Below are 26970 nucleotides of genomic sequence, written 5' to 3'. Positions count from 1 at the left end.
TGTTGCCGTTCTGGTGCCACGGTTGCACGCTTCGGAGGCGGTATCAGCCGGTGAACGTGTCGGAGAAGTAGCCGAGGTTCGGGTCATCGAGAGTGCCGACCACAAGCCCTCTGTCGAGGAACCGATTGAACTCCTCGCAGCTCGTCTCGGGGAGCAAGCCGCAGGCGTGACACGCGGCGAGATTGCACGAGTCCGGCCCCTGGCCGTTCTTGCCCGCGTCCATGCACACAGGGTCCGTCGAGCACCAGTGGGCGTCAGCCAGGGCAGACGCAAAGACTTGGCGCAGGTTGTCCGGGCGGGCCATGCGAACGAGGCCGCCCATCGTTCCTTCGGAGTCACCTGCCGCAGTGTAGATCAGTGCCCCGGCCATGTTCCGTTCGGTCGACTCGGAAACGTAGAGGCGCTCTCGGAGCGACGCGGAGCTGTAACCGCAGGCAAAGATGAGCTCGTTGATGAGTAGATGAGACACCGTGTGCAACAGCACGAACCGTGGGCTGATCGTCCGCCCGAGCAGCCCGCGCTGACTCGCGACCGATCCGTAGTGATCGGTGAGCAGCTGGGCGCGGGCTTGGACCTCCGCACGCCCCTCCCAGGCCGCCAGCCTCGCGCCGTCGAGCTCGAAGTAGATTCCTTCGCCCTTCACCACGTAGGCCGGGAGCCAGTCCTGCGCAGGCGTCAGGCTGGTTCGCCTGAGCATCGCCTTCCCCTCGGTGAGTTTCAGCTCTCCGTCACGCACTCGCGTGAACCCTCGCAGCGCGCGCGTCTCGCGAAGGACGTCTACCGACCTCACGCGGGAAAGGTGGCTTGTCAGATCAGCGTGAAGCCCCGGGTCGGAAGCTGCGAGGAAATCGTCCTTAGGCGTCTCGCGGATCTTCACATATTCGGGGTGACGCCAGATGTCGTCGCTCGTAAGACTCTCCGCGTCAACCGGAGTCTCGGCCGACTCCTCCCCGCTGTTCTCGCCGATACCGAACTGATCCTGATACGCCGCCAGTAGCTCTTCGTCAGAGATGGGAGCAAAGAGCTCGGGTGGGACGTTCCGCTCCAGCAGTTTCCGCAGTTGCCCACCGGACACCTCATCCAGCCCCAACTGGAACACGTTGTTGAAAGTCGTGCTCACAGCAGGATGTCGAAGCAATTGATGGACCTCCTCGCTCACGGCGCCTTCGCGCCGAGGAAGATAAATTGAGGACTCCACCTTCGGGAAGTAGACATTTCCCGCCGCGCGCAAGGCGCCACGAATCGGCTGATCACAGACGCCATCAAGCTGTGCGAGCCATGGCCGAGCTCCACCGCACAGATAGGGCTGGTCCGGCGACACAAGCTGATCGCTCAAGTTCGTGTGCTCTTCGCCATTCTTGTCGAACCGCGCCTCGGTGACCCCACGAAGTGAGCGCTCCTGCTTGCAGGCGTCACACGTCACGACCTGTCCTTCGAGCCCACCGCCTCCGCGCGACACGAGGCGGAGCGTGCCCGTACACGACGGGTTAGCGGAACGGTGTACCCACTTGTCGAATGGGAAGTCATTCAGGTGCCCACGGGTGCAGATTGCCACGAACGGAACCTGCGACATCTTCGGCTTGTACTTCTTATCGGCATGTTCCTTGTCATGGCACTCCACGAGCGTCTTCATCGTGAGCTTGCTGAGTTCCAGACGCTTGCAGTAGATACAGAACGACCATCGCGGGAAGCGAAGCACAGGAACAGTGAGTCGAACATTCCGGAGGTCGCTACCCTGAGCCGACGGCCTGTAGTCCGGGGGTAGCCGGAACTCAGACACCTTGAGCCGGGACTCAAGCCGCCAGTCGTGTTCCTGGTATTCCTCCATCGCGAGAGCGCTCTGATCGACGACTTCATACCAGTGATCAAGGCCCGCGGTGATGACGGAGGTCCCGTTTACGAGCACACTCATGGCACCGACACCGAACGGTGTCACCAGTTGCGCTCGGCGCATCGCTCCAGTGCTCATGCAGGTTCCTCCGCTGCCGTGTCCGCGAACAGGTACGCCTGACTGATCTCAAGACGGCATTCGGCATCGACGTTCCGCATACTTGTCGGCACGTCCCAGATCGTCGCGCGGCGGTCAAGATCAGGCAGCGTTCCTGCGAACCGCATAAGTCCTTGCAGTGGATCACCGAATGGAGCAGGGTTTGCATCCCACTCGGTGCGCTCCCACCCTCCCCACTGCCGGGCGCGATCACGCGCAAAGCGATCCAAGACGGGGACCTCGTCCGGCTCGGCGATCTCCGCTCGCTCCCGCAGCAGCCGAACGGCCTCATCGTAAGCAGACAAAGGGAACGGGTCAGGCCCAAGCGTCTCGGGCGAGGTCTGCCGAACATAGGCGACGGCGGCCGCGTGGAGTGCTCTGCGAAGGACAGGCATGGCGAATGGGGTGACGGAAGTCGGCTCCACTTGCGCGTAAAGCTGCTGATGGTAGGTGCGGAAGCGCTCGTAGTGACTGCGATCGCGTGGTTTTGCGGCCCCGTAGATGGTGATGACCAGCCCAGGGCTGACCTCCGGGTTCCGGCCGACTCGACCGCTCACCTGGATGTACTGGGCTGTAGTTTTCGGCTGGCCGACGATCGTCATCAGGGCGAGTCGATCGATGTCCACACCTACCTCGATGATGTTCGACGCCAGGCAGATGTCGAACGCTTCCTGGCGCTCCTTGCCGACGGCGTACTTCACCTGAAGTTGCTCGATCGCTTTTGGAATCTCGTCTGAACGACGCCGCGACGTGAGCTCCATCGTGCGATGCGGCCAGCGAGGGTCGATGCCGTCGCGTCGCCGGAGTCCAGTGAGGTAGTCCGGAATGTCGGACTGGACGAGCGAGACCGTGTTTCCGAGCTCTCGAAGCGAGTTGAGGAAGTTGAGGTTCGTCCAGTAGCCGTCCCGGTCCTCCTCCGGGATGTCGACCGCGGCCTGAAGGGTTGCGGCTGCGACACGGACCTGGACGGTCTGAGTGGAGCCCAGCGATGCGCTCATGACGCCGATATAGCGTCGCCCTGGCTCCGGGGTGCCGTCGGCGGACGTCGCTGGTTCAGCAAAGAAGGAGCGGCCTTCCTCGAGACCGTGCGGCGGGAACAGCGCGACGGTCTCCCTGCCGAACAGTCCCTTGATCTGGTCCTCATAGCGCCTGACCGTCGCGGTGGAAGCGATGATCTTAGGCAACACAGGGCTTGCGCCGCGACGATCAGTGCAGAGTTCGTCGATCACCGGCTCGTAGAGACCGACCATCGAACCAAGAGGGCCGGAGATGAGGTGCAGCTCGTCCTGAATGATCAGGCTGGGTGGAGACACCTCCCGAGCACCGCTTGCACCCAGACCAAAGATATTCCGTGCTCGCGGTCGCCACGCCATCATCGCGAACTTGTCGACGGTCCCGATAACGATCGACGGTCGAACTTCGTAGATATCGTCGTCGACCACATGGACAGGCAGACCAGCACGGCGTGAATACTTGCACTCACCGTCAATGCAGCGAAGCACGACCTTGCCCGCCGCTTCCTCGTACCCGATCGGTTCCTGTCCGCCGCCCTTCTTAGGCTGCGGGCCCATCTGTGCACCGCACCAGGGGCACCTCAGCAGAAGGAAAAGGTTCTGTTCGTGAGGCCTTCGACGCAGAGACCGCAAATTGTCAAGTGCCTGCTTCCAGGTATTCGGCGTTGAGCTGCCACCCAGCCAAATCCCGATCCCAAAGGGAGCAGCACCGAGAGTGTCAGAGTTCTGCTCCCGAATGTCTTCGAGCACGCAGACCAGCGATGCAGCACGGAGGAACTGCTGCGCCGTGAGGAGACGCAGGGTGTATCGCATGAGGGTGTCTGTTCCTGTGTCTCCGGGGTTGCGGAGCCGCCGGGAAAGCAAACTGACGGCGGCCGCGCCAAGGTACGCCTCTGTCTTGCCACCACCAGTGGGGAAGAAGATCAGATCGACGTCGCTGCGAGTCTGGCGTTCTGGCTCAACGAGTTCGGGCAGCACCGCAAGTAGGAACGCAATCTGGAATGGACGCCAGTATCCCCGGCCAGTCGGCACTGTGAGCGCGGGGTGCGCTCCCTCGACTCTCCAGCGACCATCACCGCTCTGCTTGGCCTCGCGCAGCTCGAATCCGGATCGGACCTGCTGGAGCAGCATCGCCTCGTTTGCCCAGCGAAACGCTCGCGCAGCTCGATCATTCACTGTCACGAGGTTCCAGCCTGTTCGCATCCGCGTCAGCGCAGCTCGTGCTCGACGCATGTGCTCACTCGCGGCGTCCTGATAGCGCGGAAGCAACTCGCGGATCTCGGCCTCTCGCCGATCGATCCACTTCTCATACTGACTGAGGACAAGCTCCACTTGGGCGGCGCCGTCCTCGTTACCACTTGCCAGGGCAGCCATACTGACAGCCACCGGCTGCCGCTTGCCATCGACATCGAAGGCAGGGTTCCCGTCATCGTCAGACAGGTACACGTTCGGTGAGAGGCTGACGACCTCATACGCAGGCAGAGCCGCGGCCCGCACGAACGGCACAACTCCATCGGCGTTGACTGCCCCCCACTCGGCTGCACAGCCATGCCCGATCGCATAGGTGCGTTGGTTCCGGTAGAGGAGGTCAAGCGATCGCTCCTCCTCGTCCCGATCGGGCAGCTCAACCTCTGGATAGGGGACGATGTCAGCGTCGCCGACAGTCGACACCTTGAAGCCAACCTGAAAGACCGCCGCAGACGGGCCGGAACCAGGGGAATCATTGACGACTGCGACGGTTACGATCCTGAGAGCCGGGTCGTCCGCCCCAGGGATCGGACGACTGAACACTCGCACCGCAAGAGGGACAACACCTTCGCCGCTCAGGAGCATGACGTCAACGACTTTGAGCCGATTCGTCTCCCGCAGAACCGTACGACCCGAGATCGTGCCGACCGCCTCGAAGGGGCGCCTGACCCACCAATCGACTGGTCTAGCGACACCTGCGATGTGGACCGTCAGCTTCTCGTATCTCGCTCCGACTACCTCAACGGTGAGGGCTCCCGCGTCAGCCATGCGAGTCTCAAACGAGACGGCCATCGCGGACGGCTTGAACGTGTTGGCATCCGTAAGATCGAAGTCATCCGAGTCAGCGATATCGTGACGGACGTGGCCCTGAATCTCGACAGGCGGCCCAATCAAGTCGTCCTCAGAGAGCGCTATACCGGTGACTCCGTCGAGGGCGTCGGAACCCTCCTCGACGGCGCTTTCCACCGGCGAGCCGCCGACGGTAGCGCCCGCGAACAAGACTCCGACGCCGTAGCGCTTGAGCGGGGTGCCGCTCGTGAGAATCTCCTGGCCACTGTCCGCATCATGGAACTGGCCCCGGGATGCCTCCTTCTTCTCGAAATGCACGACTCCGGCGTTAATGGTCAGCGGCTGCCCCCGCACGGGATCACCGTCGAGGGGGCCGAAGAGCTCGCGCCGTAGGGCCGCCTCAACGGTCTCACGGGCTTCGATTCCGCTCATGCCTCACCTCCAATCAGTCGCCGCAGCGTCTTCGTTTCTACCAGGGCGGTGAGGCGATCCGTCGCACGTGTCAGCCCGACGTAGACGAGCGCATCAAAGTTCGACCCACCCGAGTCGTCAAGGTCAGTGACGACGACAGTCGGCGCGTCCAGTCCCTTGAACGAGTGGATGGTGGCGTGGCGGAGCCGTCCCTTGATCGGCTTCGACCCGTCTGCGGGACTCAGCACTTGACGAAGCCAGGGGTCGGATGTGCTCGCAGCGACAGAACTATCGGCAAGCGGGCTGAGCACGACGATCTCTGTCAGATCGAAGCCTTCGTCGCGAAGATCGCCTACGATCTTCCGCAGTATGGCGGCCTGGTCCTCGCCGCGGACGTACTTGATGATCGTCGGATCGATGCCGTCGTCCGATCGTCGAAACTCCCTGAACCCGGGAGCGAGATGTCCTAGAAGATTCACCTGATACCCGATGCGAGGAAGGTTGCGGCAGTTCTCAGACAGTCGGAACGACGCCAGATGCGGCGCTCGGGAGCGAAGCACCTCGCGTGCGCGCTCGCTGCCATAGATCGCCTGACGTTCAAAGTCACCGAACATGAGCACCCGACCGTTGCGCAGCCCGCCCTTGACGAGCAGATCGAGGAAGTCCAGGTACGTGTCGGTCGCGATGTCCTGAATCTCATCGACGATGAGGAAGTCCCCGACCTCCTCCGCGCTCTGCTCAGCAAGGCCCTCAAGCGCCAGCTCGGGCAGCACTCGATTCCAGAAGTCGCTATCAGCGTTTGCCGGCGGGCCGCTCATGTCGGCGAGCCGGAGCATCTCCTTGTGCAAGGTGCCCACGCGTAGCCCGACGATATCCGAGAGCTTCTCGCCGAGGCTGTGCCCAAGCAGGCGGTTGAAGCATAGAAGCCGCCCCGTTCGCCCCTGAGCGACCTCCCGCTGAGCCGACTCGGCGGCAAGGAAGGTCTTGCCCGTTCCGGCAGGGCCGGTAAACAAGACGCCTCTGTTGTCGGCGGCTGAGTCCAGTGCGCGGTACTGCTCTTCGACGAACTGTGCGAGCTGACCCTCTCGCGCTTGTCGGCGGTCCCCAGCAGTCATCACGACCTCGAACCGCGGGCGAAGCGTGGCAACGATCCGTTCAGTGTTGGCCTGGTCCGGGCCGAATCCGCCAAAGCCGAAGTACTTGATCGTGGAGGCGAGGTGCTGCGCTCCCTCTCTCATGACTCGTTCAACCGCTTGAACTGCGCTCGGCAGATCGCTCGAATCGAGCACCTGCCACGAGTGCCACTCCGGTGAGTCGGGCAGCGTCGCTCGCGCACGCACTCCTGTGAACCACACGGCGTGCAAGATCGGGACATCCCGCAGCTCGACTCGTTTACTCAGGAGATAGTCCCGGATACTATGCATCGCCTCCTGTGCCTGCTGAAAGGGTCCTCGCACTGTCGGAGGGTCCTGACCGAGGCGCCAGGCGCCATCGGAGCTACGCGCGACCGACAGGTGCGACTTCACCTCGATCACCACCAGCCCGGCATCGGGCGCGACGATGACGAAGTCCGCCTCACCTTCGACTTGTCGCTCATGCTGCGCGATCCCAAGTGAGTGCAGCACCGTCCAGTGCTCAGCCCCAGCTACATCTCGCAGCGCCGCGAAGACGGCCTTCTCCCCTGGAGGCGCGGACTCGGCGCAATAGGCCGGAATCATTCGAGCCATTGAGCACCCTCGTCAGCAAAGGGCACGCGAGCGTCGTGGCGGGCGATCAGCTCCGTAAATGGCGCGATCGCGAGGACGCGGGTAACGAACATGCCCCGAAAGCCCGGCTCGACAATATCTAGCGTCATGTGACCAACGCGCTCGAGCTCGTGAAGATCCGCGACATCTGCTGCCGCTTCCAGCCGGTCACGCAGCTCCCGAGTGGCTCGGTGCACCTCGTGTCTCAGCAACGAGGCGTTCCCGAAGTGCGGCTGCACCGGTAGCCCCAGCCATCCGAGGAGCCGCTCGAAGTCACCATCGCTCTGCGGACGGATAACGTGCGGCGATGTCCAAGCGCGGACCTGGCCGGCCGCGCGAACCCCGAGTGCACGCAAGGCGCTTTCGGAGTCGCGGGCGCTTCTCCCCCTGAGCCGCTCAATCAATGCGGACTTCCAGGACGCCTGCGACTCCTGGATTACTGACGCGCGAGGGCCGATTCGCCCGAATGCTCGCGCGTGGAGGGACTCGCGCTCAGCCTCACCTTCACGCAGAAGCAGGTACGTGCCCGGAGCGACCGCGGACACATCGGAATAGCCAACGCGCTCGCCGGGCGGCTGTGTCGGATCAAGCGCACGGATGCGCTCACCATCGTCATCAAGCCAGATCGCGCGATTCCCCGAAAGAAGGACTTTGCGCGCCTCCACCTCGTCCGCGTTCGGCGCGCGGTCCTCACTCACCCGACTCCCCCAGACCGGCTGCGGAAGGAGGTCCTCCTCTGGGATCGGCTCGGTCTCCGACGTCGCAGGCTCCGGCAACGCGGGTAGTGGATCGCCAGCCTCGACGATGCGCGCCGCGACCTGGATGCCGCCCTCGGCATACTGTGCGATCGCCGACCTCGGGACAGTTCGATCGCCGAACCACGCCGGGAGGATGAACGTGACCTCCAGTGTGCGGGGGGCTGTGACCGCCGCCGACTTGAAGAATCGTGGCGGACCCACGAAGTAGGCGATGTCTTCGGAAACATCGACGCGCTCAAGCTCGCCTAGCGTGAGAACTCGTGTGCCAAATGAGCCAAGCCATTCGCCCAGGGCTTCTCGCGATCGACTGCTCGCAGCCACGACAACTGCCGATTCCGGGCCTACCTCAGTGAGCGACTCGCGCAGTACGACGCCCATGAGTGGGTCACGGGTGCAGAGAGCAGCCGCGGCGTCAGCAATCTCTCGCAGCAGCGCGTCTTCGTCGACGGCGCCGATCAGCTGCCGGGCCTGACGACCCACCCCGCCCGCGGCGGCCGTGAGCTGGGCATTGCGTTCGATCGGCATGGGATCGGTGATTAGGTGCCAGCGCAGTGCTTTCGCGGCACCGGCGAGGTGATCCCAGACCCCAGGCCCATCCCGCTGGATCAGCCGGAACAGGCTGCGGGTGGCCGAATCGAACCTCGCGCCGCGCTCGTCCCGAACGGTGATGATCTCAACGCCATGCCGCACCAGCGAAGCCGAGGCCGCGTATCGCTGATCAAGTCCGATGATCCGGGGCGTCATAGCGCCACCGTGAATCCGAGTGCCTCGATTCCCGCAGGCGGAGTCCAGCCCAGCTGAGACGACAGCGCGAGCGGCTCCCCGCGCGAGTTTCTGAGTTGTACGACCTGTTCCGCTGCGCTCTCGTCTGCAATCGATCGATCGAAGACACACACGACGACGGGGCTGAGAACATCATTGAGATACTTGATTGCGCCCTGGCCGTCCAGAATCGTGAGTAATACGTCGTCGGGCAGCGGAAGCTGGTCGGCAAAGCCCGAAGACGAGTAGATGCGTGAGAACCAAGTCGCCGACTTCCCAGTCCTTGGGAGAAGCAACGATGCCAAGGAGTCCCCATCGCCATCATCGCCGCGAGCTAGGACGGCTTCGAGGTCGTCACCGATCCAGCTCTTCGTTCCCACAATTGCAAGGTCGGCTGCGGGTGCAACGAGCCGCCGCACCCAGTCTCGATCGACCCCGCTCATGCGACCGATGCTCCCGACTTGCGGGCGAGGCATTTTCTCTGCCGGGTCACTCTCTGCCACGGGTGCAACGGCCTCAAGTCGATCAACGGCCCAGTGGCCCGCCAAAGCAACCCGCGCCGGCGTGCGGCTTTCATCGAGTCCCTGAAAAGGCCCCGAGATCACGTGTGTCGCGTTCAACGCACGGTAGTTGCCTCGCGGCAGACCTCCTCGAAGCACTGACAACGGATCAGTCTCTACCTGAGCGGGCGGCCTTCCAAGAGTCCACCCGACCCCGATTAGCACCGCGGCGTACTCGCGGCTTGGGACCGAAACCGCGACGATCAGCTGACGGCCGGCGAAGGTGTCCGCCTTACGCGCAAGTCGTGTCCCAAGCGCGAGGATCGGGCCGATCCACGCTGACCGCACCGGCGTGGACTCAGGACTTTCAGCAAGGCTAAGGAGCACGTTCGGCCCAGGCCGATTCCCCGCCTCGCTCATCGCCTTCCCCCGCTCGTCGCCATTCGACTGTAGCGATGACGACCGACATTCGGCGGTGACAACCATGCCGACTACGCAGCCGTCTCCTGGCCGATGCTCGGCACCGCAGTCAGCGCAACGCGGGTGGCCGCAGCAAGAGAACTCGCCACTGGCGGCGGGACCGCGTTCGAGACCTGCTCTACCTGCTGCGAAAGAGTGCCTTCGAGGACGAAAGTCTCAGGGAAGCCCTGAAGGAGCATCGCCTCGTAAATGCTCAGTCTGCGAGTTCCGTCTGGGTGCACGTGAATCTCACGGTGCCCGTAGGCCACCGTCGGGCTTGGCTTGTCCCACGAGAGTCGTCGGAAGCTCCTGGTGGGCGCGGGGCCGTCGGTCTCGCCCTTGAATCGCTTGGACCGGGGAGTCATCGTCCAGTGGTTCGGATGAGGTCGGATCTCGTCGACTGAGAGACTCCGCGAGAAGAACGCTGGCTGAGGGAGGAAACCGATCGTGCCACGCACGGTCAAGTCGACTTCCTCGCGAGGGATGGTCTTTGGCTTGAAGGCTCTGGCCGCGGCCTCGCTCTTGAACCCCGAGATGATCACTCGGTTCCGCGTCTGGGGCACGCCGTAGTCGAGAGCCGAGTGGTCGGCGACGCCTGCCGTGAGTTTCAACTCCTTGAACCGCGCGAGGATACCGCGGAAGGTCACCGAATGCTTCGCATCGCGGATGCCCATGACGTTCTCGAAGAGGACGAACTGCACGTCGTAGCGCGCTTGCAACGCCTCGACGATTTCGAGGTAATAGGTCGGCATCTGGTTGCGAGGGTCGTCGGCGCGAGAGTTCGGGTTCGCGCGGGAGAATCCTTGGCAGGGCGGACCGCCGATGATGCCGATTGCCTCGCCATCCTTCAAGACTTTCGCGATCTCATCCAGGATGACGAGCCTCCCGGACGGCTCACTCCGGGCCGTGATGTCCGCCGCGACTGACGTCGTCGTCGGGAAGTTGCGCTTGTGCGTCTGGATCGCAGCCACCATCCGATCGACCGCGAAGGCGATCTCGTAGCCCTCTTGATGGAAACCAAGATCAAGTCCGCCGGCACCCGAGAAGAGGCTCACGATACGAGGCAAGACCATCGGGCGCTCCTTCGGCTACGCAGGCGCCCGACTGGGCCTTTACGCACCAGCGTACCGCCAACAGGGAACCAGATCCGAGCGGCGTCAGCGTGTCGCACAACCTGAACGCGAATGCCGGCTAGGCGGGCGCCGCCCGCTGCGAGAGCGGGCCTGACCGCGTCGTCCAGCGCAAGCGAGGCAGTGGATCACGGAACAGCGAGACGGTGTGAACCCGCCCGGACCAGTCCGGCGGAGGTCAGGGACCGGGCGGCCGGAACGGACTGCAGGCCAGGGGCGGCGAGCCGGGATCGGCGTTCCATCCCGTTCCATCCACTCCGCGTCCCAGCTCCTCCACCACCCTTCTGCTCCCTCCCCTCCTCCCGTAATCTCCCCCTCACCCCCCACCCAACCCCCGCTACCCAACTCTCTCCTTCCCCTCCCTGGATGAATGGACGTATGCTACCTTCGATAGTTGCAAGTATCTGAGTAATCAGGAGGCGAGCATGAAGGGCGGCGTGATCCTGTTCCGGGGCACCGGGACGGATGCGTTGCGCTATCTGGAGGCCGACCGCTCCAGGGCCGATGAGTATTACCTGGAGGCGGGCACCGCTCTGGCCGAGTTCACGGCCGTCGATGCCGAAGGCCGGGTCGTCGGTGAGGTCGCGCTGAGCGCGGACGAGTACCGCCAGTGGGTCGATTGGATCAACCCGCTCACCGGCGAGTCGATGGGCAAACCCCGGATGCCCGGCGATGGGCGGCGGGGGTCTCCTCGGTTCGCGGAGATGGTCGTGAATGTCCCCAAGTCCCTCTCGGTCGCCGCTGCCCTGCACCCCGAGGTGTCGGAGGCTCTGGACGCGGCGCAGCGCGACGCCGTGGCCGAGATTCGCTCCTGGCTCGGGCAGCACTCCGTCACGCGGGTCGGGCCGCGAGGCAAGCAGGAGGTGGTGCCGGTCGAGCAGTTGGAGACGGTCGCCGTCTCACACAAGACGAGCCGGGCCGGTGATCCGCACCGACATATCCACTTCCAGACCAGCACCCGCGTCTGGGCCGGCGGGAAGTGGCGCGGACTCGAAACGGCGGCGCTGTTCCGGCAGCAGGGCGCGATACGCGCGCTCGGCACCACGGTCATCGCCGCGCACCCGCAGCTCGCCGACGTGCTCGACGCGCACGGGCTCACCCTCGATCCGGTGACCGGCGAGGTTGCGGAGCTGGAGCCATGGAAAGCGCTCATGTCGAAACGTGGCGTGCAGGTGGCACGCAACCTCGACAAGTTCATGGCGGAGTGGGAGGCGGCGCATCCCGGCCAGGAGCCGGGGCCGGTGGTGCGGTCCCGGTTGCAGGCGAAGGCATGGGATCACGAGCGCCCGAACAAGAAGCCTTCGCAGCTCGGCTCCGAGGCCGGGTGGCTGCGCGAGTTGCAGGAGGCCGGCTACACACCGAACCTGCCGCGCGCCGCCGTGCAGTCGGCGCGCATGCTGGACGAGCTGGCTGTGCAGCAGGTCGCGTCTCGTGCGCTCGACCGTTGCGCCGCCGCCGCGTCGGCGTGGACGGTGCATGACGTGCAGGAGCAGGTGGCGCGCATCGTCACCGAGGCCGGGGTGCGTGCCACCCCGGCCGAGCTGCGCGAGTTCATCGGGATCACGACGCGGCTGGCGGTAGACGACTGCCTCTCGATCCTCCCGCCGGGCGCACCGACGCCGGAGCATGTGGCGCACCTGACCACGCTGCACGTCGTCGCGGTCGAGACGGAGCTGCGCGACCGGCTCGCCGCACGCGCCACCGCACGCACACTCGGCGCAACCCCGACCGTGCGCGAGCCTGGCTTGGATGCGGACCAGACGCGCGCCGCTGCCGCGGTCGCCTCATCCCGGCCGCTGGTCGTGGTCGAGGGCGCGGCCGGTGCAGGCAAGACCACCATGCTCGGCGCGGCGATTCGCACCGCCGAACAGGACGGCCGCGCGGTGCGGGTGGTGACGCCGACGAAGAAGGCCGCCGAGGTCGCCGCGATCGAACTCGGTGTGCCGACCGACTCCGTGGCCGCACTCGTCCACGCGCACGGGTTCCGGTGGAACGCCGATGGCGTCTGGACCCGGCTCATGCCCGGTGACACGGACCCAGAAACGGGCGCGACCTACCACGGCCCCGCCAAGGAGAACCGCCTTGCTGCTGGTGAGCGGGTCGTGGTGGACGAGGCCGGGATGCTCGACCAGGACACCGCCCTCGCCCTCCTGACCGTCGCGGACGAAGCCGGCGCGACGCTCGCCCTGGTCGGGGACCGGGCACAGCTCCCCGCAGTCGGACGCGGGGGCGTGTTCGACATCGCCGCCGCGCTCGTGCCGCGGGTGTATGACCTGACGAGCCTGCACCGCTTCACCGATCCCGACTACGCGCAGCTCACCCTCGACCTCCGCGCTGGCCGCGACCCGGTGGCGCTGTTCGATCGGCTGCACGCGCTCGGCCTGGTCCTGCTGCACGAGGACACCGAAACGCTGCGCGCTGCGGTCGCCGCCGAACGGATCAACGGGGCCGCGATCACCGCGGCGACGAACGACGAGGCCCGCGAGCTGAATGCCCTGATCCGCGAGAACCGGGTACGCGCCGGGCTGGTCGACGACGCCCGCACCGTCGAGGGCTCGGACGGGTTGAGCATGGGCCGGGGCGACCTAATCCAGACCCGCCGCAACGACGCCGAGGTGGGCGTGACGAACCGGCAGACCTGGATCGTCCAGCAGGTCGGGAACGATGGCGACCTGTGGGTACGGGACGCTGCATCCGAGCGGAAGGGGCAGCACACCGTGCGGCTGCCTGCGGCGTACGTCGTGGAACACGCACACCTGGCCTACGCCGCGACCGCTTACGGTGTCCAAGGCCTCACGGCGCCGGAGTCCCACACGATCCTCACCGACGCCCTCGACGCCGCCGGCGTCTACGTCGGCCTCACCCGCGGACGGGAGGCGAACCGCCTGCACATCGTCGCCGCCGACCCCGGAGACGCCCGCGAGCAGTTCGCCGCCGCACTCGAGCGCGATCGCGCCGACCGCGGACTGGTTGAGGCGACGCAGCGGGCACAGGCTGCGGTCGCCGGGATCGTCGCCGACGGTCCCGTGGCGGTCGTAAACACCGAGCGTGCCCGTCTCGCGAAGCTGATCGAACAAGCCGAGCGCGCGGCGGCGAAGTGGGAACGGGACGCCGCCGCGTTCGCCAAGCTGTCGAATCGGCACGAGAGCGAGGCGGATGAGCAGCAGATGATCGTCGCTGCGGCAGAAGCGGAGGCCCAGCGAGTGCGAGAGGAGGAGGTCGGTCCGCTCGTCGCCCAAGCAACCACGGACGGCACGGCGGTCATCACTGCACAGTCTCGGATGTGGGAGGCATCGCGGGCGCGGAGTGCGGCGCGAAGGTTCCGCAAGCGCAGTGCGGCCCGTGCCCTGAGTGCCGCGACAGGCGAGCGTGAGACCGTAGAGACGGCCGCTCGCCAGCGTTGGGGCAGCATCCCTGCCACGGCCGCAAGCGTTGAGGGGTGGGCCGCGGCCGTCGCAGGTCGTGAGGCCGACGCGCACCCTCGCGTGGTCGAGCAGCGTGAGCACGTCGCGGATGCCAAGCAGAAGCAGCAGGAACTCGCAGCCCGGCACACGCAGGAGAACCGCACCCTCATCGCCCAGGCGTTCGGGGATCGAACCCCGAGCAGCCCACGGAAGCTCGCCGTCCAATGGCGGGCGCAGGTAGAGACGGTCCGCCGCGACCTCGCCACCATCGAGGCCCTACCCGTGGGCGAGGCAGCGCAACTCATCCGCGACCGCGCCGCTCAGGAGCAGGCTCGACGCGAGGCTGCCGAGCGCGCCCTGGTCGCGCGGAAGGCACGCGCCACGCAACTCCACGACTTCACGCGGCGCCCGCCCGACCACGGGCCGAAGCCGCCGACCCGTGGGCTCGGGCTGTAACGGCACGGCTGGTAGGAATGAGGCATGCCCTTGCCGGACGCCGACTTCGACCGCATCCAGTTGTGGTGCCGCGGGGTCTGGCCGGAACACCTGTGGGATCAGGCGAAGGTCGAGGCGGACGTGTCCGCACGACACGTCGACATCGTTGAGGTCCGCCCGCCGTGGGATGGCATCGGCGAGCACACCCGCTTCCCGATCGCACGACTGCGCTACACCGCCTCGACCGGACTGTGGTCGATCTATTGGCGGGATCGGAACCTCAAGTTCCATGAGTACCGACGCAAGCGCCCGACGAAGAATGTGCAGGCGCTCCTCGACCACATCGGCAGCCACGACGATCCGATCTTCTTCGGGTAGTCGAGGCCCTCCGTCAACAAGCCATCAACAAAGGCAGGCGCCAGAAACCCTTGAGAACACGGGGCTTCGAGCCGCTCGGCCGGTTCGTTGCGGGTCCGCGATCAACGAGCCATCAACAATCAGCGGGCTGGCTCCGAGAGGCCGACGGCCCAGAACGGGATGTAGCGGCGGTTACGCGGACCGGCGTTCTTGTCGTAGGCAACGACGAGACCGCGGTCGAGCGCTTCCTTAATCAGCCGGGATGCGACCGACTTGTTCTTCTCCTCGATGCCGAACCGCTGGCGGATCGAGCTGTTCGTCGTGTCTATACGGGAGACCTGGTTGAGGCAGGCGTGGAGGTACACAGCGTGCGCGCGCTCGTCGGGTGTCATGCTCCCGAGTGGCCTCGGCGACAACAGCGTCACGCGGGTGGTGTCCGAGGTGGTCAGCACTTCTGGAGCCGGCAACTGGTGGAACTCGACTTCGAAGGCGACCTTGTCCCAGCCGCTTCCGCGCTCCTCGCAGATGCCCATGCGCCTCATGAGCGCCGCGAGCCCTTCGTTCCGAGACTTCGGCGGAGTGTCGATGAGCCTTGCCGGGTCAACGATCGGTGACCCGGGGTTGGAGATCTCGACGCGATCATCGAAGACTTCCACGATCGGCCCTGAGCCTGTGATGGCGAAGTCCTGATGGATGAGCGCGTTCGCGATGAGCTCGCGGATCGCCAACGGTGGATACAGCGGCGTCGTCGTCCGAAGCGCCACGCCGATCGCCTCGTTCGCGGGGAAGAACGCACTGACGTAGTCGATGAGCCCCTCGAATCCCGAGGCATAGCCGCGACCGCCGATCTGCTCCTTCGTCGTCTTCAGCCGGTCGACCCCGTCGTAGCGGATGACGCGGAGGGCTTTCCGCGAGAGCGACGGGAAGTCCGTCAGTCGCTTCGCGAGCAGGATCGCGCCAAGGTTCGCGACTTTCCACCCGGTGCCCGCCATACGGCCGATCAGGCTGTCACTCTCCAACGCACCGAGAATCCCGACTCGGTTCTCCGGGAGCGGCAGACCGAGCAGCTCGAAGTACTTCGGGTAGTCGAGCAAGTCGAGCACCTGCTCATCTGTCAGCCGCTCCTTCGCGGTGCCGCCCTCCCAGCCGCGCTCATCAAATGCGCGCCACAACCGCCGGGCATGGTCTGGATACCGATCGAGTTCCTGGGTGTTCTCGCTCACCCGAACGAAGGCCTTTGGCCCGAACCGTACCGGCTCGAAAGACGCGGGAACGATCGTGAGTACAACGAGCCGCAGCCCACCAACTTGGACGGTCTCGAACTCGAAGTGGATCTGCGGGTGGATCGAGTGCGCGAGCCACGCCTCAAGCGCCTCATTCCCCTTCTTCGCCGTCTCTGGCTCGAACGTGGTGCCGATGATCTTGTGCGTACCGTCCTCAACGCCCCAGATCAGGTAGCCGAAGTCCTGGCCGTTGATCTTCGCCGAGTTCGACAGCGCGGAGATGCGCTCAGCGATCATCGTCGGATCCGTGTTGTTGACCTTGAACTCGACCCACTCGGCCTCTGCTGGCAACGCGGTGAGCTGCGGGATGAGGTGAAGGAGCTGGTCGCGCGAATGGATCATGTCGCGCCTCCTGTCGCCTCCGTGTCGAGCATCCAGCGTAGTGATCGGACTAGGAAACGGCGGCCGGCCCGCCGCCTTGCGCCGTGATGCAGTTACTCTCACATCTACTACAACGCCGATGTCAGAGCGCGTTAGAGTAGCCCGCTCCACCAAGGCGGACAGAGGGTCGATCCGTGCGATAGCCCCTCTGGGGCGGGCCATATCCGGGCCATATCCGCCCGCCGAACCAACTGAGAGCAACTGCGACCATCCAGGAAAATACCTGGTCAGAAGCGAGCCGCCACCATAGATACAGTGCGAAAACGCCCCCGAACTCACTGAAAATCGTGAGGTCACGGGATCGACGCCCGTCGGAGCCACACGGACCGTCGTTACAACGGTCCCAGAAACCCTCGCCTAGCTTCTACATGGCGGGGGTTTTGCCTTGCCCCGGCGAGGGCTGGTTTTCTCGCTTCTGCGGATGGCTTCGACCACGGTCGTTGAGCGAGCGCAGCGAGTCGAACGACTCGAACGGACGCCGGCACGCAAGGCTTGTCAAAGGCTCGGGCCGCCTGGGCCGGTCGTTGAAATGTCGACCCCGGCGCCGCCGCGACTGGGAGGATGAGGCGTGCCCTCCCCGCAATCACTGAGTGACAGGGACCGACGACTCGTCGCCGCCTGGGCCGCGGATTGCGCCGAGCACGTCATCGACCTGTTCGAGCGCGAAACTCCCGACGACGACCGTCCGCGAGACGCCATCGCTCGAGCCCGTGCGTACTCTCGGGGCGAACTGGACGCGGCACGCGAGATCCGACGCCGGTTCGTCGCGGGACGTGCGGCATCCGCGGTCTCGTCCCCACCCGCGATCGCGGCCGCACATTCGGCAGCGCAGGCAGCGGGCGTGGCACACATGGGTGCGCACGCGCTGGGCGCAGCCGCCTACGCCGCGAAAGCTCGCGGCCTCAGCGCCGCACACGAGAGCGACGCGATCGCGGACGAGGTCCGATGGCAGCTCTCGATCATGTCCGAGCCAGCGCGCGCAGCGCTCCGCCAGCTGCCCCCGGTCGGCGAGGACTCAGCGGGCCCCCTCGGTGCGGGCGGCCTTCTGGCAACCGGCATCCTCGGCTCGGTGATCAGGACGATCCAGCAATCGTTGCGTCGCTCGGGACCGTCTGATTGACGGCCCATGTGACCGTGCCCGACCGCGACAAGGCGCGTACGAGCGTTGAGCGTCTGTACACACCATCAGGAAAGATCGCGTGTTCGGGTTCGCGGGGGCGACGCGGCGTCGGACGGTGTTCGTGTGGATGCCGAGATCGCCGGCTGCCCTCCGCAACGACGAGCGGTGCTCGGGCCAGCGGATCCGCACGCGTTATCGGCGCACGAACTCCAGCTCCAGGTACGGCAGGTGCTCCCGCGCGATGACGGCGGTGAGGGTCCCACCGTCGGGCAGCGCGGCGCCGACGGCGTAGACGAACGGGTCGGTGTCGATCTCCACACCCGGAATCGGGCGGCCGTCCAGCACGACCGGGACACCACGGCGCACCCCCCGCCGCGAGGTGAGCGCCGGCGAGTCCCACTCCCCCAGCCCGAGGCCCGCCTGCTCGCGGAACTGGTTCATGATGATGTGGTTCGTGTGGGTGACGAGATGATCTTCGAGGGTCGCACGTCGGGAACCCGGACGGGTCCAGGTGGTCTGCACCGCTTCCCACAGCATCGGGTACCGCATGCGCTCGACCTGCTCCACAAGCCACGCCGGGCGCGGCCATGGCGGCACATCCTCGATCGCGCTGCGGGTCGCGTCGTCGAGCTCGGCGAAGTTGACCGGGTCCGATCTGTCCGCGGGATTCCGCCACAGCGTCGACGAGACCGACACCGACATCTCGGAGAGGCCGTCGGCGCCACCGGTCGTGCCCACGCCGAAGTCGGCACCATCCACGGCCGGCTGGGGCGCGAGCTCGACGATCGGGATGGGCATGAGCGCCAGCATCTCGCGCCGCCGGTCGCGCGGGTCAGGGGCATCCGGGGGCAGCACTCCCGCGATTCGCATGGGGCCATCCTCCCCGGTTGCGGCGTGCGCCGCCAGAGACGACGGTCGCGATCGCGGCGCCCAGCCCGGCACCCGCCCGATCACGACGCGCGCGCCGCGACCTCCACCGGAACCGGCAGCGCCTCGAGCCCGCGCACGAGGTCGGCCTCGTCGCTCGCCGCGCAGATGCGGATCCATCCCTCGCCCGCGGGGCCGAAGGCCGACCCGGGGGCCACCGCGACGCCCTCGGTGACGAGGAATCGCTCGCACCACGCGGCGACATCCCCGCCGCTCGCGTGGGAGACGTCCACCCACAGGTAGAACGCTCCGGTCGGCGGCAGGTAGGGGATGCCGCGCTCATCCAGGATCCGGGTGCTCACCGCGAGGCGATCGCGGTACAGGTCGGCGGCGCGCTTGACCGACTCCTGCGATCCCGTGAGCGCGCCGTATCCGGCCCACTGCACCGGCGTATTGACACAGCTTGTCGTCGCCTCCTGGATCTTCGCCATGATGCCCGCGAGGCCGGGCGGAGTGACGAGCCAGCCGAGGCGCCCGCCCGTCAGCGCGTAGGTCTTCGACACCGAGTGCACCGTGAGCGTGCGCTCCGCCGCGCCCGGCAGCGTGGCGATGCTCACGTGCGGAACCCCGTAGGTGAACCGCTCATACACCTCGTCGCTGATGATCCAGAGGTCGTTCTCGACGGCGAGATCGACGATCGCCTGCAGCGTCGCGCGATCGAACGCCACACCGAGCGGGTTCGAGGGCGAGTTCACGACGATGGCCCGCGTGCGGGGCGTGATGAGGGAGCGGATGACCGCGGCATCCGGGGCGAAGCCTCTCTCGGGTTCCAGGCGGTACCGCACCGGCACCGCGCCGATCATGCGCGGCGCCATCGAGAAGACGGTGTAGCCGGGGTCAGGCACGAGGATCTCGTCGCCCTCCGCGAGGGTGAGGAGCATCGCGTGCGACAGCGCCTGCGTACCGCCCGCCGTGACGACGATCTGGTCGAGGCCGACCGTCATCCCGTTCTCGCGCGCGAGCTTCTCGGCGATCGCACCGCGCAGGGGCGCGATGCCGCCGTTGGCCGTGTAGCGCACGTCGCCGCGCTCCCACGCGTCGATCGCGGCGCGCGTCGCCTCGATCGGGGGCGTCGCGAACGGCTCGCCGACCGCGAGCATCGTCGTCCCCGGCCGCTCGAGGGCGAGTTCGAAGATGCGGCGGATGCCCGACTCGGGCATGGCGAGGGAACGGGACGAGACCTCGGGCATGCGTCCATGGTAGGCGCGTCGACGGACGCTCGACCTCACCCCCTGACGCCCCACCGGCGCGCGGTGCAGGATGGACGCGGAGAGGAGACGCACATGGATGCCGAAACGATCGTCCGCGGGTTCTACGCCTGCTACAGCGAGGGCCGCCCCGAGGACTTCGACCGCTACGTCTCGCCCGACTACCTCGACTGCGGGCACACTCCTCCCGGTCGCGGGGCGGAGGGCGCCCGCGACGACTACGTACAGGCCGTCGCCAAGGTCGGCGGCATCGTCACCTACACGCTCGACGCGATCGTCACCGATGAGGACGTGGTCGCGGTGGTCTGGACGGGCACCCTCCCGAACGGCGACCACATGCGCGGCCTCAGCACGTATCGGATCGCGGACGGTCTGATCGCCTCGACGCGCCACACCCTCCTCAGGCGGTAAGGCCCGCGCGGGTAAGGCCTCGCGGGGTAGGGCTTCGGCGTAAGGCTCGGCGGCGCCGCCCAGGTTCTGGGCCGCGCGCCCCCTACGATGTCTCTGGCGCCCACCTCGGGACGGCGAGCGCCAGGAACGGGGACACACGTGCGCACCATTCACTCCCGCCGGGGGCGCATCGTCGCGCCGATGACCGGGCTGCTCGTCGGCGCCGTCGCGGTCGGCGCGCTCCTCACCGGCTGCGCCGCAGAGTCGACGGATGCCACAACCTCCGACCCCAGCGCGACGAGCGCGACGCCCACGCCCACCCCGACGCCGCTCACCCCCGCCGAGCAGCTCCTCGCCGACAACGCGACGGTCGCGGGAGCGTGCGCCGTGTCGTTCCAGCTCGACGGCGCCGCGCTCGACCCGCAGCTGCAGATCCAGGATCGGCTGTACGTGCGACTGCCGATCCCTCGCGCCGACGGTCGCGCCTTCGCGGGCTGGTACGCCGATCCGGCCGCCGCCGCTGCGGCATCCGCCGATCCCGCGACAGGGGCGAGCAACCCCGCCGTCCGGGTAAACGGATCAGACCTCGTCGCCTGCACCGACCAGCAGACGACGCTCTACGGGGCATGGACGACTCCCGAGGCCGTCGCGGCCGTCGGCGCGCGCATCCCGATCATGATGTACCACCAGTTCACCGACAAACCCGAGGGTGAGAGCGGCTGGCTGCGCGGCAACTACTCGTACATCGAGGACTACCGCGCGACGATGCAGTACATCAAGGATTCGGCGTTCTACCTGCCGACCTGGGACGAGCTCGACGCCTTCATCGATGGCGCCCTTTACCTACCCGACCACTCCGTCATCGTCACCGACGACGACGCCGACCCCACGTGGCTCACGATGGCCTCCCCCATCAACGAGCAGCTCCAGGTCATGGCGACGTCGTTCGACATCACCGGCGACGGCGCCTCACCGCAGAACCGGTTCATCCTCCCCCGCTCGCACACCAACAACATGCACACGGCCGGCGCGAACGGCAAGGGTCAGATGGTGAACCTCACCCCCGCCGAGATCGCCGCCGACATGACGGCGTCGGTGCAGGCGCTCGAGGGGATCGGCGTCTCCCCCGAGAGCGCGACGGAGATCATGGCATATCCCTTCGGCCACAACGACGAGAGATCGCACGAGGGGCTGCGCGAGGCCGGCTTCGTGCTCGCGCGCACGATCGAGCAGGGCTACGTCAAGGTCGGCAGCGACAAGCTCACCCTGCCGTGCATCCGCATCAACTTCGGCATGGGCGTGGATGCCGTGAAGAAGCTCATCGGGTGAACGGATTCTGACGGGCAGGTGGCGCGGGGGTTCCTGAACGGCGGCCGACGGAGGAAGCATGCGTATCGCTCAGGTTTCGCATAGCGAACTGACAGAGCGCGGCCTGTTTCCGCCAGGCATCCCCCGGCTACGCTGAGACCACCTTGTCCGCCGTCCGATTCGCGAGCCTTCCCCCATGGACCTCACCGTCATCGTTCCGACCTTCAACGAAGGCCCGAACGTCGCCGAGCTCGTCGGCCGTCTGGGGGCCGCGCTCGAGGGCCGGGATGCCGAGATCCTCTTCGTCGACGACTCGACCGACGACACCCCGGCGATCATCGCGAGCGTGGCCACGACCTCGACCATCCCGGTACGACTCATCCACCGCGACGAGCCCGTGGCGGGACTTGGCGGGGCGGTGCTGGAGGGGTTCCGGGCCGCGCGGGCGCGCTGGTGTCTCGTGATGGACGGCGACCTGCAGCACCCGCCCGAGGACGTCCCGCGCATGCTCGACCGCGCCGCCGTGGGCGACGTCGACATCGTCGTCGCCTCGCGCTATGTGACGGGCGGGACGGCGGGCGGCCTTGCGGGAGCCACGCGCACCGCCGTGTCGCGGGCCTCGACAGCGCTCACGAAATCGATGTTCCCACGGAAGCTCCACGGGACGACCGACCCGATGACCGGCTTCTTCCTCGTCGACCGCGACGCGATCGACCTCGATGCGCTCCGCCCGCGCGGATTCAAGATCCTGCTCGAGATCCTCGCCCGGCGCCAGCTGCGCATCGGCGAGGTGCCGTTCGCGTTCGCGTCGCGCTACGCCGGCTCGTCGAAGGCGAGCTTCACGCAAGGCATCCGCTTCCTCACCCAGCTCGCGATGCTCCGCTTCGGCCGCATGTCGGCCTTCGCTGTCGTCGGCGGCGTCGGCGCACTCGCGAACCTCGCGATCATGTGGGGGCTCATCCACCTCGGCATGGGGTACCTGCCGGCCGCGATCATCGCCTCCGAAGTCACGATCATCGGCAACTTCTTGCTGCTGGAGTACCTCGTCTTCTCCGACATGCGCGCCGACTCGGGCCTCATGCGCACGCGCTTCATCAAGTCGTTCACATTCAACAACGTCGAGGCGCTCGTGCGCATCCCGGTGCTGGCGTTGCTCGTGCAGGATGCCCATATCCCGAGCGTCCTCGCCGCGGCCATCACCCTCGTCGCGGCGTTCATCGTCCGTTTCGTCTTCCACGCGCTCTGGGTCTATGCCCCCAAGAGCCAACCATCGGCCACCCCCTCTCCGGCCCTCCCTCAGCCGACCGGTCGTACCCTGGAATCATGACGACCCCCTCCGACATTCCCGCCGGCCCCGACGCCGACACCACCATCACGATGTTCGGCGCCGACTGGTGCCGCGACTGCCGCCGCACCAAGGCGCAGCTCGACGGTCTCGGCATCGCGTACACGTACGTCGACCTCGAAGCCGACCCCTCCGCCGCGGACGTCGCCCGCGACATCTCGGGTCGCACGAACATCCCCGTCGTCGTGTACCCCGACGCCACGCACCACGTCGAGCCCTCGAATGCCGATGTCGAGGCGAAGCTGCGCGAGCTCGCACTGATCTGACGCCCCGCGCCCCGGGCCTGACCCGGAAGGCATCCGGGTGCCACAAGACCTGGAACCCGGTGCCACCGGCGACGTAGGCTGTCTCTCACGCTGAGCCGGCCACGAAGGAGTGAGTTGTGACGACGACCGACGCATCCGCAACGCCCACGAGGACGCCACAGCCGAAGCCGAAGAAGGCGCCCGCTCGCACGACGCGGAAGACGCCCGACCTTCCCGCCGAGCAGGCCGCCGACCTCGACGCCGCCATCTCCGAGCTCGAGACCGGCGCCCGCGCCTGGAGCGCGCTCACCCTGATGCAGCGGCGCACGCTCCTCGAGCGCATCCACGCCGCGACCGCCGCCGTCGCCGAGGAGTGGGCCGATCTCGCCGCCACCTCCAAGGGGCTCGCGCCCGGGCATCCCCTGCGCGGCGAGGAGTGGCTCTCGGGCCCGTACGCCGCGCTCGTCGCGCTCGACGCGTACCGCGACACCCTCGGAACCCTCGCCGACGGAGGATCGCCGCTCGACGGCATCCGCTCCGGCACCGCTCCCGGCGGACGCCTCGCCGTGCGCACCTCTCCCCTGAACGCCACCGACGCGCTGCTGCTCTCGGGATACAAGACGCAGGTGTGGCTGCAGCCCGGCGTCACCCTCGCCGATGCCCGCGGCGCGGCCGGGCTCGGGCAGCTCCGGCCCACCGAGTCCGGGGGCGTCGGACTCGTCCTGGGCGCCGGCAACATCACATCGATCCCGTTGCTCGACGTGCTCTACGAGCTCCTCGCCTTCAACCGGGTCTCGATCCTGAAGGTGAACCCCACGCAGGACGCCCTCGTGCCCGTCTTCGAGCGGGCGCTGGCACCGCTCATCGAGCCGGGGTTCCTCCGGATCGTCCGCGGCGGCGGCGACGTGGGTGCATACCTCACGCAGCATGCGTCGATCTCACACGTGCACATCACGGGGTCGGAGTCGACCTTCCGCGCGATCGTGTGGGGCACCGGCGCCGACGCGACGCGGCGCCGGGAAGAGGGGCGGCCGCTGCTCGAGAAGCCGATCTCCGCCGAGCTCGGCGGCGTCTCGCCGATCATCATCGTGCCCGGTGAGTGGTCGCGCGCCGACCTCCGCTACCACGCGGAGCACGTCGTCACGATGCGGCTCCACAACTCGGGCCACAACTGCATCGCCGGCCAGGTCGTGATCGTCAGCCGCGACTGGGCGCAGCGCGACGACTTCCTCGATGAGCTGCGCGCCGCGTACGAGCGCGCTCCGCAGCGCCCGGTCTGGTACCCGAAGAGCGACGAGAAGCTCGCCGCCGCGAGCGAGGACTATCCGGATGCCGCGCACTGCGGCGACGGGTCGCGCCTGCTCATCGAGACGACGCCCGACGACGCCGGCGCGCTCGAGACGACGGAGTACTTCTCCCCCGTGCTCGGTGTCGTGGGTCTTCCGGGCGACGGGCAGGAGTTCCTCGACGCGGCCATCGCGCACGCGAACGACAAGCTCACCGGCACGCTCGGCGCGAACGTCCTCATCGACCCGGCGACGCAGGATGCCTTTGGCGCAGGGTTCGCGCGGGCGATCGCCGACCTCCACTACGGCACCGTGGCGATCAACGCCTGGACGGCCTTCGGCTTCCTCACTCCGACCGCGACGTGGGGCGCCTACCCCGGCGGCACGCTCGAAGATGCCCCGAGCGGCATGGGCGTCGTGCACAACGCGCTCCTCCTCGACCGCGTCGAGCGCACCGTCGTCACGGGACCCTTCCGCCCGTTCCCCCGCTCCGTCTCGGCACTCACCCACCGACGCGGCGTCTCGGTGCTGCCGAAGCCGCCGTGGTTCGTGACCTCGCGGACCGGCGCGGCCGTCTGCGAGGGCTTCACCCGGTTCCGCATCGACGGCGACTGGGCGAAGATGTCGGTCGTTCTCGTCAAGGCCTACGGCGCATGAACGCCCGCGCGACGGGGTCACGACGTGGTAGCCCCGGCATCCGCTCGCGCCGTGCGCGCCGCCGCGCGCAGAACCTCGACGCGGACTACGTCGTCGTCGGTGCAGGTTCTGCCGGTGCCGCCCTCGCCGCACGGCTGAGCGAGGACCCGGCCGTCTCCGTGCTGCTGCTCGAAGCGGGGCCCGTCGACAAGGCGCTCGAACTGCACGTGCCGGCGGCGTTCTCGAAGCTGTTCCGGGGGATCTACGACTGGAACTACGACACCACGCCGCAGCCGGCGCTCGAGGGTCGCACCGTCTACTGGCCGCGCGGCAAAACCCTCGGCGGCTCGTCGTCGCTCAACGCGATGATGTGGGTACGCGGTTTCGCGGCCGACTACGACGAGTGGGCGACCGTCGCGGGCGAAGGCTGGTCGTGGCAGGCGCTCGCGCCGTACTTCCGGCGCGTCGAGAACACCGAGGGCGCCGCCGATCCCTCTCTCGGAGTCGGCGGAGCGCAGGCGATCGAACGCCAGCGCGATCCGCGACCGCACACCGCCGCGTTCCTCGCCGCCGCCCGCGAGCGCGGCCACGCCGTGACGACGGCGAACCTGCCCGAAGGGCAGGGCTTCTCGCAGACGATGGTGTCGCAGCATCGCGGCGGCCGGGCCTCGACCGCCGACGCGTACCTCCGCCCCGCGCGGAAGCGCGCGGGCCTCCGCATCGTGACCGACGCCCTGGTGCGGCGCGTGACGTTCGCCGTCGGAGGCGCGGATGCCCCGCCGCACGCGACCGGCGTCTACGTCGAGATCGACGGCGTCACCCGCCACGCGCGCGCCCGACGCGAAGTCATCCTCTGCGGGGGCGCGATCAACACGCCCCAGCTCCTGATGCTGAGCGGCATCGGGCCCGCCGACCACCTCGCCGAGCACGGAATCGACGTCGTCCTCGACGCCCCGGGGGTCGGCGCGAACCTGCAGGACCACCTCGTCGCGGGCCTTGCGCCCGAGGCATCCGGCGGCACGCTCTACAACGCCGAGAAACCGGGCGAACTCGTGCGTTACCTGACGGCCCGCCGCGGGATGCTCACCTCGAACGTCGCCGAGGCGTACGGCTTCATCCGCACGAGCGTCGCCGACGAGACCGACGCGCCCGCAGACCTGCCCGACATCGAGATCATCTTTGCGCCCGCGCCGTACGTCGGCGAGGGCCTCGTGCCGCTCCCGGGCGAGGGGCTGACGGTCGGCGCGATCCTTCTGCGCCCGCGCAGCCGCGGGACGATCCGCCTCGCGTCCGCCGACCCGCGCGCGGCGGCGGTGATCGACCCGGCCTACCTCAGCGACCCCGACGGCGTCGATGCACGGACCCTCCGCGCCGGACTCGCCGAGTGCGAGGCGCTCATCGCGACCGACGCGCTCCGCGCGATCACGACCGGCGGGTGGGTGCAGCCCGCCGGCGGCGAGACCATGACCGCCGATGAGCGCGACGAGCTCGCGATGCGCCGGTACTCGCACACCCTCTACCACCCGGTCGGCACCGCGCGGATGGGCGAGGACGAGGCATCCGTCGTGGATCCGGAGTTGCGCGTGCGCGGGGTGACGGGACTGCGGGTCGCGGATGCCTCGGTCATCCCGACCGTGATCCGCGGGCACACCAACGCCCCCGCGATCGTCATCGGCGAGCGCGCCGCCGACCTGATCCGCGGGCGCTGAGGCCGGCGGGATCCGCCTGGAGCGCGGCGCGCGTTCATAACTCCGGAGATGGCGCACCGCGCGAGCGCCCGGCCCGCAATCACGCGGCCGACGACGGGAACGCTCCCGATTCTCCGGAGTTGTGAACGGCGCGC

General features: G+C 67.4%; 18 protein-coding genes. 9 read left to right on the top strand and 9 right to left on the bottom strand.

What is annotated here, in order from left to right:
* Positions 1-43: 43 nt before the first annotated feature.
* The 6 genes from drmB to ACRVYW_RS08900 all read right to left on the bottom strand — a co-directional run bounded on the left by drmB (position 44) and on the right by ACRVYW_RS08900 (position 10727).
* Entirely contained in the window at positions 44-1969 is a 1926-nt protein-coding gene (gene drmB, locus ACRVYW_RS08925; RefSeq protein WP_431803767.1) for a DrmB family protein, read from the bottom strand.
* A complete protein-coding gene (locus ACRVYW_RS08920) occupies positions 1966-5469 on the bottom strand; it encodes a helicase-related protein (protein ID WP_431803765.1) in 3504 nt (1167 codons plus the stop codon). The genes drmB and ACRVYW_RS08920 overlap by 4 nt, the downstream gene beginning before the upstream one ends.
* Positions 5466-7175, bottom strand: coding sequence for an NERD domain-containing protein (locus ACRVYW_RS08915; protein ID WP_431803763.1), 1710 nt, complete (start codon positions 7173-7175; stop codon positions 5466-5468). Before ACRVYW_RS08915 ends, ACRVYW_RS08920 begins: the two co-directional genes overlap by 4 nt.
* Complete coding sequence (locus ACRVYW_RS08910; RefSeq protein WP_431803761.1) at positions 7163-8695, bottom strand: hypothetical protein; 1533 nt, start codon at positions 8693-8695, stop codon at positions 7163-7165. Before ACRVYW_RS08910 ends, ACRVYW_RS08915 begins: the two co-directional genes overlap by 13 nt.
* Positions 8692-9156, bottom strand: coding sequence for a hypothetical protein (locus ACRVYW_RS08905; protein WP_431803759.1), 465 nt, complete (start codon positions 9154-9156; stop codon positions 8692-8694). Before ACRVYW_RS08905 ends, ACRVYW_RS08910 begins: the two co-directional genes overlap by 4 nt.
* A gap of 548 nt (positions 9157-9704) precedes the next feature.
* A complete protein-coding gene (locus ACRVYW_RS08900; RefSeq protein ID WP_431803757.1) occupies positions 9705-10727 on the bottom strand; it encodes a DNA cytosine methyltransferase in 1023 nt (340 codons plus the stop codon).
* 500 nt (positions 10728-11227) lie between these two features.
* On the opposite strand from ACRVYW_RS08900, the gene mobF reads away from it, so the two are divergent.
* Positions 11228-14662 carry a MobF family relaxase gene (mobF, locus tag ACRVYW_RS08895; RefSeq protein WP_431803755.1) on the top strand — a complete coding sequence of 1145 codons (3435 nt, stop codon included), beginning with the start codon at positions 11228-11230 and terminating at the stop codon, positions 14660-14662.
* Between the two features lie 24 nt (positions 14663-14686).
* Complete coding sequence (locus ACRVYW_RS08890) at positions 14687-15019, top strand: DUF3024 domain-containing protein (protein ID WP_431803753.1); 333 nt, start codon at positions 14687-14689, stop codon at positions 15017-15019.
* A 119-nt stretch (positions 15020-15138) separates the two neighbouring features.
* Here ACRVYW_RS08890 and ACRVYW_RS08885 read toward each other — a convergent pair whose 3' ends face one another.
* A complete protein-coding gene (locus ACRVYW_RS08885; RefSeq protein ID WP_431803751.1) occupies positions 15139-16824 on the bottom strand; it encodes an ATP-binding protein in 1686 nt (561 codons plus the stop codon).
* Between the two features lie 406 nt (positions 16825-17230).
* Here ACRVYW_RS08885 and ACRVYW_RS08880 point away from each other — a divergent pair, with 406 nt between their 5' ends.
* Positions 17231-17782, top strand: a complete 552-nt coding sequence (locus ACRVYW_RS08880) for a putative immunity protein (protein ID WP_431803750.1) — start codon at positions 17231-17233, stop codon at positions 17780-17782.
* Between the two features lie 192 nt (positions 17783-17974).
* Here the strand turns inward: ACRVYW_RS08880 and ACRVYW_RS08875 are convergent, their stop codons facing one another.
* A complete protein-coding gene (locus ACRVYW_RS08875) occupies positions 17975-18652 on the bottom strand; it encodes a hypothetical protein (RefSeq protein WP_431803748.1) in 678 nt (225 codons plus the stop codon).
* A gap of 80 nt (positions 18653-18732) precedes the next feature.
* Entirely contained in the window at positions 18733-19899 is a 1167-nt protein-coding gene (locus tag ACRVYW_RS08870) for a pyridoxal phosphate-dependent aminotransferase (RefSeq protein ID WP_431803746.1), read from the bottom strand.
* Between the two features lie 93 nt (positions 19900-19992).
* Between ACRVYW_RS08870 and ACRVYW_RS08865 the strand changes: the two genes are divergently transcribed.
* The 6 genes from ACRVYW_RS08865 (at position 19993) to ACRVYW_RS08840 (ending at position 26836) form a co-directional block, all read left to right on the top strand.
* On the top strand, positions 19993-20328 hold the full coding sequence (locus ACRVYW_RS08865) for a nuclear transport factor 2 family protein (protein WP_431803744.1): 336 nt from the start codon (positions 19993-19995) through the stop codon (positions 20326-20328).
* Positions 20329-20466: 138 nt separating this feature from the next.
* Entirely contained in the window at positions 20467-21636 is a 1170-nt protein-coding gene (locus tag ACRVYW_RS08860; RefSeq protein ID WP_431803742.1) for a polysaccharide deacetylase family protein, read from the top strand.
* Positions 21637-21811: 175 nt separating this feature from the next.
* Positions 21812-22942 carry a glycosyltransferase gene (locus ACRVYW_RS08855; protein ID WP_431803740.1) on the top strand — a complete coding sequence of 377 codons (1131 nt, stop codon included), beginning with the start codon at positions 21812-21814 and terminating at the stop codon, positions 22940-22942.
* The gene (locus ACRVYW_RS08850) at positions 22939-23226 is read left to right on the top strand and encodes a glutaredoxin family protein (protein WP_431803738.1); all 288 of its coding nucleotides are present in this window, start codon (positions 22939-22941) and stop codon (positions 23224-23226) included. The genes ACRVYW_RS08855 and ACRVYW_RS08850 overlap by 4 nt, the downstream gene beginning before the upstream one ends.
* A gap of 116 nt (positions 23227-23342) precedes the next feature.
* On the top strand, positions 23343-25148 hold the full coding sequence (locus ACRVYW_RS08845) for an aldehyde dehydrogenase family protein (RefSeq protein ID WP_431803736.1): 1806 nt from the start codon (positions 23343-23345) through the stop codon (positions 25146-25148).
* Complete coding sequence (locus tag ACRVYW_RS08840) at positions 25145-26836, top strand: GMC family oxidoreductase (RefSeq protein WP_431803734.1); 1692 nt, start codon at positions 25145-25147, stop codon at positions 26834-26836. Before ACRVYW_RS08845 ends, ACRVYW_RS08840 begins: the two co-directional genes overlap by 4 nt.
* Positions 26837-26970 lie beyond the last annotated feature (134 nt).

Source organism: Microbacterium sp. bgisy203, assembly GCF_965345155.1.
In the GTDB taxonomy this organism is placed as follows: domain Bacteria; phylum Actinomycetota; class Actinomycetes; order Actinomycetales; family Microbacteriaceae; genus Microbacterium.
The sequence above is the reverse complement of the archived record's forward strand: the minus strand, read 5'-3'. Positions and strand labels throughout refer to the sequence as shown.

Excerpts from the sequence above, each read along its gene's own strand:
- ACRVYW_RS08905 (WP_431803759.1), bottom strand. The coding sequence starts at position 9,156 with ATGAGCGGGGTCGATCGAGACTGGGTGCGGCGGCTCGTTGCACCCGCA.
- ACRVYW_RS08875 (WP_431803748.1), bottom strand. The coding sequence starts at position 18,652 with ATGCGAATCGCGGGAGTGCTGCCCCCGGATGCCCCTGACCCGCGCGAC.
- ACRVYW_RS08890 (WP_431803753.1), top strand. The coding sequence starts at position 14,687 with ATGCCCTTGCCGGACGCCGACTTCGACCGCATCCAGTTGTGGTGCCGC.
- ACRVYW_RS08915 (WP_431803763.1), bottom strand. The coding sequence starts at position 7,175 with ATGGCTCGAATGATTCCGGCCTATTGCGCCGAGTCCGCGCCTCCAGGG.
- ACRVYW_RS08885 (WP_431803751.1), bottom strand. The coding sequence starts at position 16,824 with ATGGCCCGCCCCAGAGGGGCTATCGCACGGATCGACCCTCTGTCCGCC.
- ACRVYW_RS08920 (WP_431803765.1), bottom strand. The coding sequence starts at position 5,469 with ATGAGCGGAATCGAAGCCCGTGAGACCGTTGAGGCGGCCCTACGGCGC.
- ACRVYW_RS08855 (WP_431803740.1), top strand. The coding sequence starts at position 21,812 with ATGGACCTCACCGTCATCGTTCCGACCTTCAACGAAGGCCCGAACGTC.
- drmB (WP_431803767.1), bottom strand. The coding sequence starts at position 1,969 with ATGAGCACTGGAGCGATGCGCCGAGCGCAACTGGTGACACCGTTCGGT.
- ACRVYW_RS08910 (WP_431803761.1), bottom strand. The coding sequence starts at position 8,695 with ATGACGCCCCGGATCATCGGACTTGATCAGCGATACGCGGCCTCGGCT.
- ACRVYW_RS08850 (WP_431803738.1), top strand. The coding sequence starts at position 22,939 with ATGACGACCCCCTCCGACATTCCCGCCGGCCCCGACGCCGACACCACC.
- ACRVYW_RS08840 (WP_431803734.1), top strand. The coding sequence starts at position 25,145 with ATGAACGCCCGCGCGACGGGGTCACGACGTGGTAGCCCCGGCATCCGC.
- mobF (WP_431803755.1), top strand. The coding sequence starts at position 11,228 with ATGAAGGGCGGCGTGATCCTGTTCCGGGGCACCGGGACGGATGCGTTG.
- ACRVYW_RS08865 (WP_431803744.1), top strand. The coding sequence starts at position 19,993 with ATGGATGCCGAAACGATCGTCCGCGGGTTCTACGCCTGCTACAGCGAG.
- ACRVYW_RS08870 (WP_431803746.1), bottom strand. The coding sequence starts at position 19,899 with ATGCCCGAGGTCTCGTCCCGTTCCCTCGCCATGCCCGAGTCGGGCATC.